This window comes from Paraburkholderia sp. BL23I1N1, assembly GCF_003610295.1.
Taxonomy (GTDB): domain Bacteria; phylum Pseudomonadota; class Gammaproteobacteria; order Burkholderiales; family Burkholderiaceae; genus Paraburkholderia.
Window position 1 is genome coordinate 6,068,967 of record NZ_RAPV01000001.1, and the last position, 14,408, is coordinate 6,083,374.

16 protein-coding genes are annotated in these 14,408 nt (G+C 63.6%); 11 read left to right on the forward strand and 5 right to left on the reverse strand.

The window, feature by feature from the left end; translation table 11 throughout:
• Positions 1–28 precede the first annotated feature (28 nt).
• Positions 29–1,087 carry an ABC transporter ATP-binding protein gene (locus tag B0G76_RS28375; RefSeq protein ID WP_120295427.1) on the forward strand — a complete coding sequence of 353 codons (1,059 nt, stop codon included), beginning with the start codon at positions 29–31 and terminating at the stop codon, positions 1,085–1,087.
• Between the two features lie 10 nt (positions 1,088–1,097).
• On the opposite strand, the gene B0G76_RS28380 is transcribed toward B0G76_RS28375, so the two are convergent.
• Entirely contained in the window at positions 1,098–1,979 is an 882-nt protein-coding gene (locus B0G76_RS28380; protein ID WP_120295428.1) for a LysR substrate-binding domain-containing protein, read from the reverse strand.
• Positions 1,980–2,093: 114 nt separating this feature from the next.
• Between B0G76_RS28380 and B0G76_RS28385 the strand changes: the two genes are divergently transcribed.
• On the forward strand, positions 2,094–3,011 hold the full coding sequence (locus tag B0G76_RS28385; RefSeq protein WP_120295429.1) for a DMT family transporter: 918 nt from the start codon (positions 2,094–2,096) through the stop codon (positions 3,009–3,011).
• A gap of 53 nt (positions 3,012–3,064) precedes the next feature.
• Here the strand turns inward: B0G76_RS28385 and B0G76_RS28390 are convergent, their stop codons facing one another.
• From B0G76_RS28390 to B0G76_RS28400, 3 genes are all read right to left on the reverse strand, one after another.
• Entirely contained in the window at positions 3,065–3,316 is a 252-nt protein-coding gene (locus B0G76_RS28390) for a Txe/YoeB family addiction module toxin (RefSeq protein WP_120295430.1), read from the reverse strand.
• Between the two features lie 10 nt (positions 3,317–3,326).
• Positions 3,327–3,620, reverse strand: a complete 294-nt coding sequence (locus tag B0G76_RS28395) for a type II toxin-antitoxin system Phd/YefM family antitoxin (protein ID WP_120295431.1) — start codon at positions 3,618–3,620, stop codon at positions 3,327–3,329.
• 266 nt (positions 3,621–3,886) lie between these two features.
• A complete protein-coding gene (locus B0G76_RS28400; RefSeq protein ID WP_183082236.1) occupies positions 3,887–5,185 on the reverse strand; it encodes an MFS transporter in 1,299 nt (432 codons plus the stop codon).
• 185 nt (positions 5,186–5,370) lie between these two features.
• Here B0G76_RS28400 and B0G76_RS28405 point away from each other — a divergent pair, with 185 nt between their 5' ends.
• From B0G76_RS28405 to mdcH, 8 genes are read left to right on the forward strand one after another with little or no spacing between them, the layout of a single operon-like run.
• The gene (locus B0G76_RS28405; RefSeq protein WP_120295433.1) at positions 5,371–6,144 is read left to right on the forward strand and encodes a GntR family transcriptional regulator; all 774 of its coding nucleotides are present in this window, start codon (positions 5,371–5,373) and stop codon (positions 6,142–6,144) included.
• 8 nt (positions 6,145–6,152) lie between these two features.
• Positions 6,153–7,823, forward strand: coding sequence for a malonate decarboxylase subunit alpha (mdcA, locus tag B0G76_RS28410; RefSeq protein ID WP_120295434.1), 1,671 nt, complete (start codon positions 6,153–6,155; stop codon positions 7,821–7,823).
• Between the two features lie 2 nt (positions 7,824–7,825).
• Positions 7,826–8,827 carry a triphosphoribosyl-dephospho-CoA synthase gene (locus B0G76_RS28415; RefSeq protein WP_120296888.1) on the forward strand — a complete coding sequence of 334 codons (1,002 nt, stop codon included), beginning with the start codon at positions 7,826–7,828 and terminating at the stop codon, positions 8,825–8,827.
• Complete coding sequence (locus tag B0G76_RS28420; protein WP_120295435.1) at positions 8,815–9,129, forward strand: malonate decarboxylase subunit delta; 315 nt, start codon at positions 8,815–8,817, stop codon at positions 9,127–9,129. Before B0G76_RS28415 ends, B0G76_RS28420 begins: the two co-directional genes overlap by 13 nt.
• Positions 9,126–10,010 (forward strand): biotin-independent malonate decarboxylase subunit beta, encoded by an 885-nt coding sequence (locus B0G76_RS28425; RefSeq protein WP_120295436.1) that lies wholly within the window; start codon positions 9,126–9,128, stop codon positions 10,008–10,010. The genes B0G76_RS28420 and B0G76_RS28425 overlap by 4 nt, the downstream gene beginning before the upstream one ends.
• Positions 10,007–10,822 carry a biotin-independent malonate decarboxylase subunit gamma gene (mdcE, locus tag B0G76_RS28430; protein WP_120295437.1) on the forward strand — a complete coding sequence of 272 codons (816 nt, stop codon included), beginning with the start codon at positions 10,007–10,009 and terminating at the stop codon, positions 10,820–10,822. Before B0G76_RS28425 ends, mdcE begins: the two co-directional genes overlap by 4 nt.
• The gene (locus B0G76_RS28435; protein ID WP_120295438.1) at positions 10,822–11,514 is read left to right on the forward strand and encodes a malonate decarboxylase holo-ACP synthase; all 693 of its coding nucleotides are present in this window, start codon (positions 10,822–10,824) and stop codon (positions 11,512–11,514) included. Before mdcE ends, B0G76_RS28435 begins: the two co-directional genes overlap by 1 nt.
• Positions 11,514–12,452: a malonate decarboxylase subunit epsilon gene (gene mdcH, locus B0G76_RS28440; protein ID WP_120295439.1), complete on the forward strand. Its 939-nt coding sequence runs from the start codon at positions 11,514–11,516 to the stop codon at positions 12,450–12,452. Before B0G76_RS28435 ends, mdcH begins: the two co-directional genes overlap by 1 nt.
• 51 nt (positions 12,453–12,503) lie before the next feature.
• Here mdcH and B0G76_RS28445 read toward each other — a convergent pair whose 3' ends face one another.
• Positions 12,504–13,442, reverse strand: coding sequence for a LysR family transcriptional regulator (locus tag B0G76_RS28445; protein ID WP_120295440.1), 939 nt, complete (start codon positions 13,440–13,442; stop codon positions 12,504–12,506).
• A 172-nt stretch (positions 13,443–13,614) separates the two neighbouring features.
• Here B0G76_RS28445 and B0G76_RS28450 point away from each other — a divergent pair, with 172 nt between their 5' ends.
• On the forward strand, positions 13,615–14,394 hold the full coding sequence (locus tag B0G76_RS28450) for a putative hydro-lyase (RefSeq protein WP_120295441.1): 780 nt from the start codon (positions 13,615–13,617) through the stop codon (positions 14,392–14,394).
• Positions 14,395–14,408 lie beyond the last annotated feature (14 nt).

Below are 14,408 nucleotides of genomic sequence, written 5' to 3' on the forward strand. Positions count from 1 at the left end.
CATCGCCTGCTTTTTCCATCGGATTTTCATGAGCGAACTTCGTATCCGCGGACTGCAAAAATCGTTCGACGGCCATCCGGTGCTGCACGGCATCGATCTCTCCGTCGAGCGCGGCACACTGCTCGCGCTGCTCGGACCGTCCGGCAGCGGCAAGACCACCTTGCTGCGCCTGTTGTGCGGCTTCGAACGCGCGGATAGCGGCAGCGTCGAGATCGACGGCCGGCGCGTGGCCGGCGACAACCTGCATGTGCCATCCGAGCAGCGCCGCATCGGCTATGTGCCGCAGGAAGGCGCGCTGTTTCCGCATCTTTCCGTGGCGGACAACATCGTGTTCGGCTTGCCGCGCACGCAGCGCCGCGCGCGTCATCGGGTGGCCGAATTGCTGGAGCTTGTCGGCTTGCCGGCGAACTTCGGCGCGCGCGCGCCGCAGCAGTTGTCGGGTGGCCAGCAGCAGCGTGTCGCACTGGCTCGCGCACTCGCCCCCTCGCCGACCCTGGTGATGCTCGATGAGCCCTTCTCGTCGCTCGACGCCGCATTGCGGCTCGAAACGCGCCAGGCGGTGGCCAGTGCTTTGGCCGCAGCCGGCGCGACTGCCGTGCTCGTCACGCACGATCAATCGGAAGCGCTGTCGCTCGGCCATGAGGTCGCGGTGCTGTGGAACGGCCGGCTGATCCAGACCGCGACACCGGAGACGCTGTACCGCCGTCCGGTGACGCGCGAGCTTGCGTCGTTCGTCGGTGAAGCGGTGCTGTTGCCGGGCGTGGTCAAGCAGAATCGCGTCGACTGCGAACTCGGTGATTTGCCGCTGTGCGAGCCGATGGGCAACGGCGCGGTCGACGTCATGGTGCGGCCTGAACAGATCCGTCTGTTGCGTGCCGACGAAACGATCCCGAATGGCGCTGCGGCCCATGATGCCGTCGTGCAGGAGGTGATCTTTCAGGGACAGGACGCGGGTGTCACGCTGCAATTGCAGTCCGGCGCGCGGACGGTGGTGCGCGCTCGCGTGCCGGGGTATCTGTCGCCGCGGCCGGGTGAGCACGTGCGGCTTGCGGTGGATGGCGAGGTGACGGCTTATCCGCGCGTCTAGGCGATAAACACTACGCCGCCGCCCCGCGCGTTGGCGTGCGCAGCGACAAATCCTGCACCATCTGCGCGGCCAGATAATCGCACGTCGGCCGGTCCGATTTCGCGCTGCGCGCCACCACGATTTCCAGCGGCGCGATCGTCGGCAAGCCTTGCGCTTCGCCGAGTATCGCGAGCCGCGCCGGCACGCTGCAGCGCGTGAGCGCGATCACCGACAGCCCCGCATCCACGGTCGCCACCAAACCCATCAGACTTGCGCTGCTAAACGCCGCCCGATAGCGGATACGCGCACCGTCGAGCGCCGCCAGCGTATGCTGGCGCGCGACACAGCCCGGCTCGTACAGCCCGACCGGCAACGGCGACGTCGCCAGTACCGGCGTATCCACCGACGCCCCCACCCATACCATCGGTTCGCTACGCACGAACTCACCGCGCAATTTGTGGTCGCGCGTGACGAAGGCGAGATCGATCTTGTTATCGGCTAGCATCGGCGCGAGCGACGTGCTCTGCGCGCAGACGATTTCGATCTCCACATGCGGATACAGATTCGAAAAGCGCCGCAACACCGGCGAGAGCAGCGACGACACGTAGTCGTCCGGTGCGCCCAGCACCACGCGCCCGGTCACCTCGGGCCGCACGATCGCCGACCACGCCTCTTCATGCAACGCCAGCACCCGCCGCGCGTACTCGAGCAGCGTATTGCCGGGCCGCGTGAGCGAGAGATTGCGCGTGTTGCGGGCGAACAGCGTGGTGCCGAGCATGGTTTCGAGCCGCTTGATCTGCATGCTGACCGCCGCCTGCGAACGATGCACGGTAGTCGAAGCCTTCGTGAAGCTGCCCGTTTCGACCACCGCGACGAAGGTGCGCAGCAGATCGACGTCGAATTCCGGATGCATGATTTATCAATCCAGCTTATGGAATTTCTCAATTTAATTCGTTTGTCGACATGAGGCAAGCCGCGCCATACTTGTGGCTCGACTTTATGTGACCCACTTCCGGAGCCGCTTCGCATGTCCCTCACCCAACGTCAACAGGGCGCCATTACGCTGGCCAGCGGCGGGCTTCTGATGGGCACGATCGGCATCTTCGTCGAGGAAGCGCGGCTCGGTGCGCTGACGCTGGTGTTCTTTCGCTGTCTGTTCGGTTTCCTTTCGCTCGCGGCGTATTGCGCGTGGAAAGGTTTCTTCACGCGCGCGCATTTCAAGCCGCGCACCGTCGCGCTCGCGCTGATCTCCGGCGTGTTGATGGTCACACAGTGGGTCGGTTTCTTCGACGCGATCCATCGCACCAGCATTGCGGTGGCGACGGTGGTATTTCATGTGCAGCCGTTCTGGGTCGTGTTGATGGGCGCGGCGCTGTTCAATGAACGACTCGGCGTTGACCGACTCGGCTGGATCGCGACCGCGTTCATCGGGCTCGTGCTTGCCTCGGGTGTTCTGGCGGCCGCGAATCTGCAGGGGCATACGAGCTATCTGATCGGCATCGGCGAGGCATTGGTAGGCTCGGTGATGTACGCGAGCGTCACGTTGATCGCCAAAGGGCTTGGCAATTTGCGGCCGCATCTGCTGACGCTCGCGCAATGCGCGGTCGGCGTGGTGTGCCTGCCGTTCATTGCGCCGCTCACCGCCGTGCATATCGGGCCGATGCAGTGGTTCTGGCTGGTCGGCATGGGCGTGCTGCATACGGGGCTTTCGTATGTGCTGATCTACGGTGCGCTACCGAAGCTGACCACGCCGATCATCGCCGTGCTGCTGTTCGTTTATCCGCTGACGGCGATCGTGGTCGATGCTGTGGTGTATGGGCGGGCGCTGTCGCTGCCGCAGCTTGCGGGGATGGTATTGATCGTGATCGCCAGCCTTGGGGTGAATCTTGGCTGGCCGCTGCTTTCAATGTTGCGTCCTGGGGGACGGACGCGCAGCACGCGTTGATTCGCTAAGCAAAAAAGAACCGGGCGATTTCAGTTGCGCCCGGTTTCATTGGTTTAGTCATCGTAGTGGAAGCGGCAAGCAATCACATAGATCTTTCCGTCTCCCGGCAAGTAGACCAAACGGTCAGCATGAGTAATGCGTCGTGACCAGAAGCCGCTTAGGCTGCCCATCAGCGCTTCCGGTTTTCCCGTGCCGCGGTAAGGATCGCGCCGACATTCCTCTAGCAACGTATTGATCTTGCGCAAGACCTTTCGATCAGTCTCTTGCCAGTGCAGGTAGTCGTCCCACGCTTCGTCCGTGAACATAAAAACACTATTAGCCTTTGCGGCCTCCTCGTTGCGGCTTTTCTGTTTGTTCATCGGTCAGCAGGTCGCGAGAAACCGCACTGCCGGCATTCAACTGGGCGATGGATCTGGCAAGCCGCTGGGCGTTCTTCGACGAACTCAACAGATACAAGGTTTCCTGCATCGCGTTGAAATCCTCGAGCGAAACCATGACCACATTTTCGCCGCTCTGCCGGGTTATCAGCATGGGCGTGTGATCGCGGCAGACGTCGTCCATCGCTTGCTTAAAGCCAGCGCGTGCCTCGCTATAAGTAAGGACGTTCATTCGTTTTCTCGATCTGAGAGGTTTCCCTCCAGTCGCTCCTGTCAAAAAGTTAGAGACGTTTCCGCCGCTGAACGGAGTATTTGTACCCCGAAGGCTGCCACATGAGGCGGCAGCTCGCAGCAACAAAACCGCGCTGAGCCACCACAATCATTGTACAGAGCACTGTACATATCAGCAAACCCAAAACTGCGTAGGAAGATGTCGCCCAACCAATAGGAAGCATGCCCGCTAGCGACCCCGCCCGCCACTCAGCCAAACGGCCAATCTCACTGCGGCAGCACTTCGCCCTTAGTCTCCGGCGCGAACGGAATCACGAACAGGCCAACAATAAACGCCAGCGCCGTGAGCGCCACCGGCGCGCCGAGCGTATGCATATGCAGCACCGCCGCGCCGAGCAGAAAGTTGACACCCGCCCCAACAAACCGTCCGAAAGACGTGCAGAACGCAAACGCCGTAGCCCGTACGCGAGTCTCGAACTGCTCCGGCAGCCACAAGCTGAACAGCGCGAAATTACCGCCGAAGAATCCCAGCACGAAGAGCCACGCGATAAACGGCGCGAGCCCGTTCGGCAGATAGAACGCCCACCCGAAACTGCCGGCAATCGCCACCGCCATGCCGGTGAAGTAAAACGCCAGGGTCTTCTTGCGGCCAAACCGCTCGGCCAGCGGCGGCAACGCAAGACAACCGAGAATCGTCGCAATCGAAAGCAAGCCGGTTGCCAGCGACGCCGTCCTGATCGCGTCGTTCTTCGCCATGCCGGCCTTCGTCGCCAGTTGAATCACCGCCGACGGCTCGTACACAGCGCCCGCCCACAAACCGACAATCGCGATCGTCAGCAGAATGCACGCAACCCACGTGCGGCGCCGATACACCGGTCCGAAGATTTCGCGCAGCGGTTTGACGTGCTCGGTGCGTGCGTCCGCCTTCTGCCACTTCTCCGATTCCTTCACGCGCAACAGCACCAGAATCGCGACTACAACCGGCACCGCACCCGTCAGGAACATCGCGCGCCAGCCGAAATGCACACCGATCGTGTAGTTGAGCGCGGCCGCCAGAAAGAACCCGGCGTAGTAGCCCGTTTGCAGATACCCGGCGCCCATCTTGCGGCGATCTTCCGGCCACGACTCAGCCACATACGTCCCCGCCAATGCCCACTCGCCGCCAATGCCCACTCCGGCAATGAAGCGATAGATGGCGAGCTCCCACACGTTGTGCGACGTCGCGGCCAGTCCCGTGAAAATGGCGAACGTGAAAATGGTGCCCGCCAGCACCTTGGTGCGGCCGAAGCGATCCGCCAACGGCCCCCAGATGAACGACAGCCCCCAGCCGACCAGAAACAGCGCGAACAGAATCGAGCCGGCGAGGCCGACATTCGCGGGCGTCGCGGCGTACCCCGAGCGCGGCAACAGCTCGGTCAGCGCCGGCGTCAGCACGAGCGCGTAGATGAACGAGTCCATCCCGTCGAGCGTCCAGCCGGCCCACGCTCCCCAAAACCCTGCGATCTGCGAACGATTGAGCGGCGTGCGGCGCCGCGCGTTTGACACGCTCTCGGTAACTGAATTCATCATGCTCCTCCGGCCCTGCGGTTGGCTTACCTGGCTTACTAAAGGGGGACAACGAGACGGCGCGCTTGTTGGTGAATCGAGGTGCCTCGTATAACGTTGCGAGGACACTGCAGGCGCCGGTGGTGAAAATTTTGCGGGTTTGCCCGTCTTCAAAACTCTAATTTTTATATATAATATTTGAAATCATGAGCAACGCAATCGATGGTTTTCCCCTGGACGCCCCGGCGCGCATCCCGCTTTTACCCGCGGCGGCGCCGCGTGAGAGCACGTCCCACGTCATCGCGGAGGCGCTGCGCGCGGCGATTGTCGACGGCACGCTGGCGCCTGGTGCGCCACTGCGGCAGGACGCGATCGCGCGGCACTTCTCGGTCAGCGCGATTCCCGTGCGCGAGGCTTTGCGTCAGCTCGAAAGCGAAGGCTGGGCGCGAGCCGCCGTGCACAAGGGCGCGACTGTCGCGCCGTTGTCGGCGGATGAAGCGCGCGAAATCTATGAGATCCGCTCAGCGCTGGAAAGCCTCGCCATCGGCCTCGCGATTCCGAGTCACACTGCCGCCACGCTGCGCGAATGCGCCAGACTGTGCCGGGCCGCCGAACGCGAGCCGGACCCGTCGTTGTACGTCGCACGCAATGTGGCCTTTCATATGAGCCTGTATGCACCCGCCGCCCGTCCGCAACTCGAGGACATGATCGGCACGCTGCATCGGCGCGGCGAACGGTATTTGCGCCTCAAGTTCGGCTTGCCGTCGTACAAAGGCGAGTCGGACAACGAACACGCCGCCTTGCTCGACGCGGTGCAACGCCGCGACATTCCTGCTGCGCAGTCCCTGGTCGTCGCGCATCTGCTCGGCACAGGCGACCTGCTCCATCGTTTCCTGACCGAACGCGCGCAGGCGGAAGCCGCGCTTGCGAACCAACCCAAGCCGCGCGGCAGACGCGCGCGCGCCACTACCGGGAGCTGAATCCGCCGATGAACCGACCCGCCGAAGCCGCCGAAGCGTCCGCCACCGCACGCTCCTGGACCACGCGCCGCGACGAAAAGAACCGCCGCCTCGCGGCCATTGCACCGTGGCTGGAAGACGGCATCCTGCCGACAAACCGCATCGTCGATGCACTCGAAACACTGATTCAACCGGGCGACCGCGTCGCGCTCGAAGGCGACAACCAGAAACAGGCCGACTTCCTGTCGCGCTCGTTCGCCAAGGTGGACCCGCAAAAAATACACGACGTGCATCTGCTGATTTCGAGCATCAGTCGTCCTGAACATCTGACGCTGTTCGAGCGCGGCATCGCGCACAAGGTCGATTTCTCGTTTGCGGGGCCACAGAGTTTGCGCGTCGCACAGTTGCTCGAAGACGGCCAGCTGGAAATCGGCGCGATCTATACGTACGTCGAGTTGTACGCGCGGATGTTCGTCGATCTCACGCCGCACGTCGCGTTGCTGTGCGCGGAAAAGGCCGACCGTCAAGGCAATCTGTACACCGGCCCGAATACCGAAGACACGCCGACCATCGCCGAAGCCGCCGCGTTCCGGCATGGCATCGTGATCGTGCAGGTCAACGAGATCGTCGACGAACTGCCGCGCGTGGATATTCCGGGTTCGTGGGTCGACGTGGTCGTTGAGGCCGATAGACCGTTCGCCGTCGAGCCGCTGTTCACGCGCGACCCACGGCATATCGGCGATCTGCAGGTGCTCACCGCGATGATGGTGATTCGCGGCATCTACGAACCGTACGGCGTGAGCTCGCTGAATCACGGCATCGGCTTCGATACCGCGGCGATCGAACTGCTGCTGCCCACCTACGGCGAATCGCTCGGCCTGAAAGGCAAAATCTGCCGCAACTGGACGCTCAATCCGCACCCCACCATGATTCCCGCGATCGAATCGGGCTGGGTCGACAGCATCCATTGCTTCGGCAGTGAAGTCGGCATGGAGGCGTATATCGAGGCACGTCCCGACGTATTTTTCACGGGCAACGACGGCAGCCTGCGCTCGAACCGTGTGCTGTGCCAACTGGCCGGTCAATACGGCGTCGATCTGTTTATCGGCTCGACCTTGCAGATCGACGCGGACGCGAATTCGTCGACGGTCACGCGCGGGCGTCTTGCCGGTTTCGGCGGTGCGCCGAACATGGGCCACGATCCGCGCGGCCGGCGTCATTCGAGCGAAGCGTGGCTCAAGCTGCTGAAGGACCAGGGTCCGGTCTCGCGTGGGCAGAAGCTGGTCGTGCAAATGGCGGAGACGTACAAGAAAGGCGGCGAGCCGACCTTCGTCGATGAACTCGATGCGGTTGCCGTCGGCGCGAAAAGCGGCATGCCGATCGCACCCGTGATGATCTACGGCGACGACGTGAGCCATGTCGTCACCGAGGAAGGCATCGCGTATTTGCACAAGGCCGAAGGGATCGACGAGCGGCGCGCGGCGCTGGCAGCGGTGGCCGGTGTCACACCGATCGGGTTGCGCGCCAAGCCGGAGAAAACGGCCGAGTTGCGCCGGCGCGGCATCGTCGCGTATCCGGAAGACCTCGGCATTCGTCGCGGCGAAGCCAAGCGTTCGCTGCTGGCGGCACGCAGCATTGACGATCTGGTGACGTGGTCGGGCGGGCTGTACGCGCCGCCGGCCCGCTTCAGGAGCTGGTGACGATGGCGCCCGCTGCTTTGCTCGAACGCGAGGCCGACGCCATGCCGGAGGCGAAAGCCGGACTCACGCCCCTGGCCTGCCGGCACGCCACGATTTTGCGCGCGGCAAGCACGGTACACAGGCCGACGGTTAGCGCACGGACAGCACCGTGCGATGCGCAACTCGCGCACTTCGCCGTCATCGCGCTGATCGAGGAAGCGCAACTCACGCCGAAACCCGCGCTGGTGGACCGGCGCGGCAGCGGTGCGCATCGTGACCTCGATCTCGCCACCATGCTGCGCTCGGCGCACGCGCTCGAACCCACCTTCGCCGCTCTTGCACGCGCCGCGCAGCGCCGCGGCGAACCATCCGCGCTTGTGCGTGCTGAACTCGCGCAAATCGGCCGCGCCGGCGAACAGGACATGCTGCGTGCCACCGGCGGCAGCAACGCACATCGCGGCGCAATCTGGATCGTCGGGCTGCTGGTGGCGGGCGCCTCGATGACGGACGACACCACACGTCCGAACGCATCGAAAGTCTGCACGCTCGCCGCGCGGATCGCGTGCTTCCCGGATCGCTTCGCCGCCCCCGCCGATAGTCACGGCGAGCGAGCACGACAGCGCTATCAGGTGGGTGGAGCGCGCCGTGAGGCACAAGACGGCTTCCCGCACGTCATCGATATCGGTTTGCCCGCGTTGCTCGCAGCGCGAGCCAACGGCATCGACGAAAACGCCGCGCGTATCGACGCCCTGCTCTCGATCATGGTGTCGCTCGACGACACCTGCCTGCTGCATCGCGCGGGCTTGCCGGGTTTGCACGCTGCGCAACACGGCGCGCGCCGCGTGCTGCAAGCCGGCGGAAGCTCGACGCCGGAGGGGTACACCGCTCTCGTTGCACTCGAACACGCATTGCTGTCGCTCAACGCATCGCCTGGCGGCGCAGCCGATCTGCTCGCCGCCACCCTCTTTCTCGACATGCTGGCGCATCGCGACGCCAGCGGGAGTTCAGCCTCATGGAACATCTGACCTTCGACTATCCGGCGCAACGCGCCGTCACGACCCGTGCGCAGGTCGGCGTAGTGGGCTCGGGCGATCTGGAAGTGCTGCTGTCGCCTGCTGAAAACAGCGCCGCCCTGACCGCGCATGTGGTCGTGCGGACCAGCGTCGACGGCTACAGCCACATCTGGAAAAGCGTGCTCGACCGCTTCTTCACCCGTTACGACGGCGCGGCGCAAATCGAAATCAACGACTTCGGCGCGACGCCCGGCGTTGTGGCGCTACGGCTGGCAGAAGCCATCGAAGCCGCGGAACAGGGAGACGACGCATGAACGCTGTCGCCACCGTCCATTCCGCGCCGCTGCTGCGCGAAAGCTTCATTGAACTGCCCGCGCGCGAACGCGCCCGCTCGCTGCTCGACGCGGGCACGTTCCGCGAACTGCTCGGACCGTTCGACAAGATCGAATCGCCGTGGTTGCCATTGCAAGGCGTCGTCTGCCAGGCCGATGACGGATGCGTGATCGCGCGCGGCACCATCGACGGCGAGCCGGCCGTGGTCGCCGCGATCGAGTCCGCGTTCCAGGGTGGCAGCATCGGCGAAGTCTCGGGCAGCAAGATCGCCGCCGCGCTGGAGATGGCCTTGCGCGACTGCGAACGAGGCAAGATCGTCCGCCCTGTCGTGTTGTTCGAAACCGGCGGCGTGCGGCTTCAGGAAGCCAACCTCGGCCTCGCGGTGATCGCCGAGGTTCAGGCCGCGATCGTTGCGTTGCGCCGGCATGTGCCGGTCGTCGGCGTGATTGCGGGAATGGTCGGTTGCTTTGGCGGCATGTCGCTGGCGGCGGCCTTGTGTTCGTATCTCGTCGTGACGAAGCAAGGACGGCTTGGCATGAACGGCCCTGAAGTGATCGAACAGGAAGCCGGTATCGACGAACTCGACGCGAGCGATCGGCGCCGCGTGTGGCAGTTGATCGGCGGCGAACAACGGACTGCGACCGCGCTCGCCGATCAACTGGTCGACGACGATGCAGACGCAGTGCGTGCCGCCGTGCGTTCGGCATTCATTCAAGGACTGCCAACTGCGCATCGCAGCGAACAGGTCGACACTTTTCTTGACCGCCTCGCGCGGATCGACCCGGCCAGCGTCACGCCGGAAACGATGCGTGAGGTGTACAACCCGCATGCGCAGAACAACGCGCGCAAGGAGCAGGCATGAGCGATACCACTCTCAGCCGCGGCGCACGCTGGTTCCACGCACTGGCCGGCGAACCGTCCGGTAAAGCGCCCGTATGGAGCGGCGATGCGTCGCTCGGCGGCGAGACCGCGCGCTTCATCGCGGTCGTCCCTGATCCCGGCAACCGCTTTCCCCGCGCGACCGATAACGTCGTCGGACTCGAGCAAGGCTGGCAGCTCGCGCGTGCTGTACGCGAGGCCATCGAGCATGACGAAGCGAGCGGTACGCGCCGCCCGATCGTCGCGATCGTCGATGTCAAAAGCCAGGCGTACGGCTACCGCGAAGAGATGCTCGGCATTCACCTCGCCTGCGCCGCCGCGATCGATGCCTATGCATCGGCGCGCGACGCCGGGCATCCCGTGATCGCGCTGATCGTCGGGCCGGCCATGTCGGGCGCGTTCCTCGCGCATGGCTATCAGGCCAACCGGATCGTCGCACTCGACGCGCCCGGCACGATGGTCCACGCAATGGGCAAGGAAGCGGCTGCCCGGGTCACGCGGCGCACCGTCGAAGCACTGGATGCGCTCGGCGAAACCATCGTGCCGATGTCGTACTCGATGACGTCGTTTGCCAAACTCGGCCTGCTCGATCAGCTGATTGAAAACGTCGATGCCGATGCGCCGGACGCCGCACAAATCGAGCGCGTGCGTCAGGTGTTGACCGAGCAGATTCGCAGCGCACGTGACGGCAGCCGCGGTTTGTCGCATCGTCTGGAATCGGCTGCGGCTCACAAGAATCGCGCGGCTTCGATCCAAGTGCGACGGCGTCTCGCCGAACAATGGGACGCCGTGTAATGCAGATCTGCGCAGCGCGGCCGTTTGCCGCCGATCACGCATCGTCGCGCGAAGCGCGTTGGCGGCCGCACGATCTGCTGCGCTTGAACCATTTGCGGCAGTTTGACGGCGAACCGGCATGGATTCACGAGTCGTTCGAACGCGCACCGTATGCGGTCGTAAGACGCGCGCCGGCCGCTGACGGCTTCGTGGCGATCGGTTTGCGCGGTGTCGAACGATCCCAGCGTTACGGCACGTGGGCGCATCTGGACGATATAGAAAGCCTCGTGCCGCCGGAAGCGTTAGCGCGGCACAGCCCGCTTGCGGAGCGCAATGCGTTACCTGCGTTCGCAGCGCTTGCCGCATTACAACGCGACGCGGTCGGCGCATTGACTGGATTCGTCTGGGGACCAACCGGCAGCACAGGTTTCGAACTGACCACTCAGGTGCCCACCGTCACGTTGTCGAGCGATCTCGATCTGCTGATCCGCGCGCCGGAAAAAATCTCGCACGACACAGCCATGCAGTTGCTGAATCATCTGCAAGCAATCGCACACCGCGTCGGCATTCGCGTGGACGCACAATTGGAAACACCTGCAGGCGGCATTGCGCTCGTCGAGTGGGCAACGAGCAAAGCACGCGTGATGGCGCGCCACGCTCGGGGTCCCCAGTTGGTTATCGATCCGTGGGCGCCCGCTCACGGCGATGCCTGATGCTTGCCCTTCTGTTTCCCGGCCAGGGCGCGCAGTCGGAGGGATTCCTGCATCGTCTGCCGCAGCACCACGCTGTGACCGACACGCTCGAAGAAGCGTCTCAATTGCTCGGCACCAACGTGCTCACACTCGACACACCCGACGCGCTGCGCTCGACCGTAGCCGTTCAGATCGGTTTGACCGTCGCGGGCGTGGCGATCACGCGCGCTCTGGCGGATGAACAGCTCACGCCGGAGATCAGCGCGGGTTTGTCGGTAGGTGCGTATGCAGCGGCGGTCAGCTGCGGCGCGATTCGCTTTGGCGACGCATTACGGATGGTGCGAAAGCGCGCCGAATTGATGGAGACGGCGTACCCGTCGGGCTACGGTCTCGTGGCCGTGTCGGGCTTGACCGAGCACCAACTGGAAACACTCGCAGCAGAACACGCGGATGCGGGCAATCAGCGCGCTTATATCGGCAATGTGAATGCACCACGCCAGATCGTCATGGCCGGGGCGAACGATGCGTTGGACACGTTTATCGAACGCGCTTTGGCGGCGGGCGCACGCAAAGCGATCCGTCTTGCGGTGAGTGTGCCGTCACATTGCGAACTGCTCGCGCATGCAACAGACGAGCTGGTCGCATACGCACAGGACATCCCTTTTCATGCACTGCAAAGCGCCTATATCGGCAATCGCGGCGGCCGTCCCTTGTACACGGCGGATGCCATTCGCGACGATCTCGCGACCAATATGCGCCACACAGTGCGTTGGTTCGATGCGCTCACCGTCATGCAGGAAATGGGTGCCCGCGTACTGATCGAAGCCCCGCCGGGCCAGGTGTTGACGGACATCACGCGTGAGAACTTTCCGGATACCACCGCGCTTGCCGCGAGCAGCTTTTCCTTCGACAAACTGGTCGCGGCCGCGCGTCGGCGCCTCGACATGGATGGGCCTTAAGACGCGGCCTCGCCATTGCGTTTGAATTCCATCCACTGACGTCGCGGCACATCACCGCCTCTCAATCAACTGCCGCCCCATCACCTTCGCATACTGATCACACGCACTACGCGCAACACGTGACGCCGCCAGCACACCGACGTCGGCGTCGTCGCGGTAGTACATCGCAACGTCAATCGGCGGCGGCAGCGGACGCACCTGCAATTGCCCCAGTTCGCCGCTGCTCAGGAAAGGCTCGACGAACAAGGCCGGCACGGCCGCAATTCCATAGCCATCGCGCAACAGTTTCACGATCACCGCCACCGACGGCATGCAGGTCACCTGAGTATCCGCAAGCGGCACACCGGCGCGCTTCGCTAGCGTTTCGACGATCGCTTCCACTACGATTTGCGGTGCGGTGCCACGGCCGAACGTCAGAACAGGTTTCTGCAATACCGTCTGCACATGTTTCGCGCGGCTCGCCGGAATCAGATCGTTGCGCGCAATCCAGCGCACCGGATAGCTAGCGAGCAAGGTCGAAACAATCGACGCTTCCTGCTCGCCGGTTTCCTCCACCTGAATCACGAGATCCAGTTCGCCCGCGCGCAACCGGGGCCCAAGCACCGCACTCGAGTCGACGCTCAGATCCACAACGATGCGGTGGTACTCGACGTTCAGCATCCGGATGTAGTCCGGCAGCCAGCTATGCACCACCGTTTCGATGACGCCGAGCCGCAGCCGCTTCGTCACCTGAGTTTCGTCCTGCGCGGCCAGTTGCAGCGAGCGCGTGGCCTGGACTACCGACCGCGCATGCGCGAGCAGCCGTTCTCCATGCGCTGTGAGTTGAAACTCCGCCGCGTCGCGCTCGATCAATTCGACGCCCAACTCGGCTTCAAGCGTTTTGATACGCAGCGAAATCGCGGCGGGCGTTGCGTGCATGGCTGCAGCGGTCGCGCGAAAACTGCCCAGACGCGCGAGCGTCAGAAACGTTTCGACAAAGCGGGTATTCATTATATTAGCTCTCCCAACAGCGACCCGATACATTCGATCATCGCCGCAAAACTCTCTGGCGCTGTTAAGTTTAATTTAACGAAACACAAGAATAACTCGCTGGATGGATATTTTTGGCGTTACTAATCTGGCTTCCATCGGTCACCCGGACCTAGCTGGAGTCGAGCCGTTCATGTCCTACACGCCATCGGAGTTTCGTCAGCAGATTCGCAGCCGCCGCCTGTCCGGGCCGACTGCGGGCTACTGCGGCGACTATGCGCAAGCCAATCTCGCCATCCTGCCGAGGCAGTACGCCGACGACTTTCTGCGCTTCTGCACGCTCAATCCGAAGGCTTGCCCGTTGCTGGGCATCGGCGAACCGGGCGCATGGCGCGTTCCGTCGCTCGGCGCCGATCTCGACATACGCAACGACGTCCCCGCGTTTTACGTCTACCGCCACGGCGAACGTGCCGAGGAGGTGCGTAGTCTCGACGCACTGTGGCGCGACGATCTGGTGGTGTTCGCGATCGGCTGCTCGTTTTCATTCGAAGAAATGTTGAAACGCGAAGGCATTCCGCTGCGCCATATCGAACAGCAGGTCAACGTGCCGATGTATCGAACCGGTGAACGCAACGTGAGCGCAGGCGTGTTCGGTGGCAACCGCGTGGTCTCGATGCGGCCGATGAAAGCCGCCGACGCGATCCGCGCCATTCAGATCACCAGCCGTTTTCCCGCGGTACATGGCGCGCCCGTTCATATCGGCGACCCCTCGCTGATCGGCATTCGTGACATCGCGCGGCCCGATTTCGGCGATGCAGTCGACGTGCGCAGCGACGAGTTGCCCGTGTTCTGGGCATGTGGCGTCACGCCGCAAGCCGCGATAGAAAGCGCGCGTTTGCCATTCGCGATCGCGCACAAACCGGGACACATGCTCGTCACCGACATTCCCAACACCACGCTGGCGGTCCTCTAACCACCGCGTTATTT

Bases quoted from the DNA above. Each gene is read 5' to 3' on its own strand.
- B0G76_RS28425 (WP_120295436.1), top strand. From the start codon at position 9,126: ATGAACGCTGTCGCCACCGTCCATTCCGCGCCGCTGCTGCGCGAAAGC.
- B0G76_RS28420 (WP_120295435.1), top strand. From the start codon at position 8,815: ATGGAACATCTGACCTTCGACTATCCGGCGCAACGCGCCGTCACGACC.
- B0G76_RS28445 (WP_120295440.1), bottom strand. From the start codon at position 13,442: ATGAATACCCGCTTTGTCGAAACGTTTCTGACGCTCGCGCGTCTGGGC.
- mdcH (WP_120295439.1), top strand. From the start codon at position 11,514: ATGCTTGCCCTTCTGTTTCCCGGCCAGGGCGCGCAGTCGGAGGGATTC.
- B0G76_RS28450 (WP_120295441.1), top strand. From the start codon at position 13,615: ATGTCCTACACGCCATCGGAGTTTCGTCAGCAGATTCGCAGCCGCCGC.
- B0G76_RS28400 (WP_183082236.1), bottom strand. From the start codon at position 5,185: ATGAATTCAGTTACCGAGAGCGTGTCAAACGCGCGGCGCCGCACGCCG.
- B0G76_RS28385 (WP_120295429.1), top strand. From the start codon at position 2,094: ATGTCCCTCACCCAACGTCAACAGGGCGCCATTACGCTGGCCAGCGGC.
- B0G76_RS28390 (WP_120295430.1), bottom strand. From the start codon at position 3,316: ATGTTCACGGACGAAGCGTGGGACGACTACCTGCACTGGCAAGAGACT.
- B0G76_RS28395 (WP_120295431.1), bottom strand. From the start codon at position 3,620: ATGAACGTCCTTACTTATAGCGAGGCACGCGCTGGCTTTAAGCAAGCG.
- B0G76_RS28375 (WP_120295427.1), top strand. From the start codon at position 29: ATGAGCGAACTTCGTATCCGCGGACTGCAAAAATCGTTCGACGGCCAT.
- mdcE (WP_120295437.1), top strand. From the start codon at position 10,007: ATGAGCGATACCACTCTCAGCCGCGGCGCACGCTGGTTCCACGCACTG.
- B0G76_RS28380 (WP_120295428.1), bottom strand. From the start codon at position 1,979: ATGCATCCGGAATTCGACGTCGATCTGCTGCGCACCTTCGTCGCGGTG.
- B0G76_RS28415 (WP_120296888.1), top strand. From the start codon at position 7,826: ATGGCGCCCGCTGCTTTGCTCGAACGCGAGGCCGACGCCATGCCGGAG.
- B0G76_RS28435 (WP_120295438.1), top strand. From the start codon at position 10,822: ATGCAGATCTGCGCAGCGCGGCCGTTTGCCGCCGATCACGCATCGTCG.
- mdcA (WP_120295434.1), top strand. From the start codon at position 6,153: ATGAACCGACCCGCCGAAGCCGCCGAAGCGTCCGCCACCGCACGCTCC.
- B0G76_RS28405 (WP_120295433.1), top strand. From the start codon at position 5,371: ATGAGCAACGCAATCGATGGTTTTCCCCTGGACGCCCCGGCGCGCATC.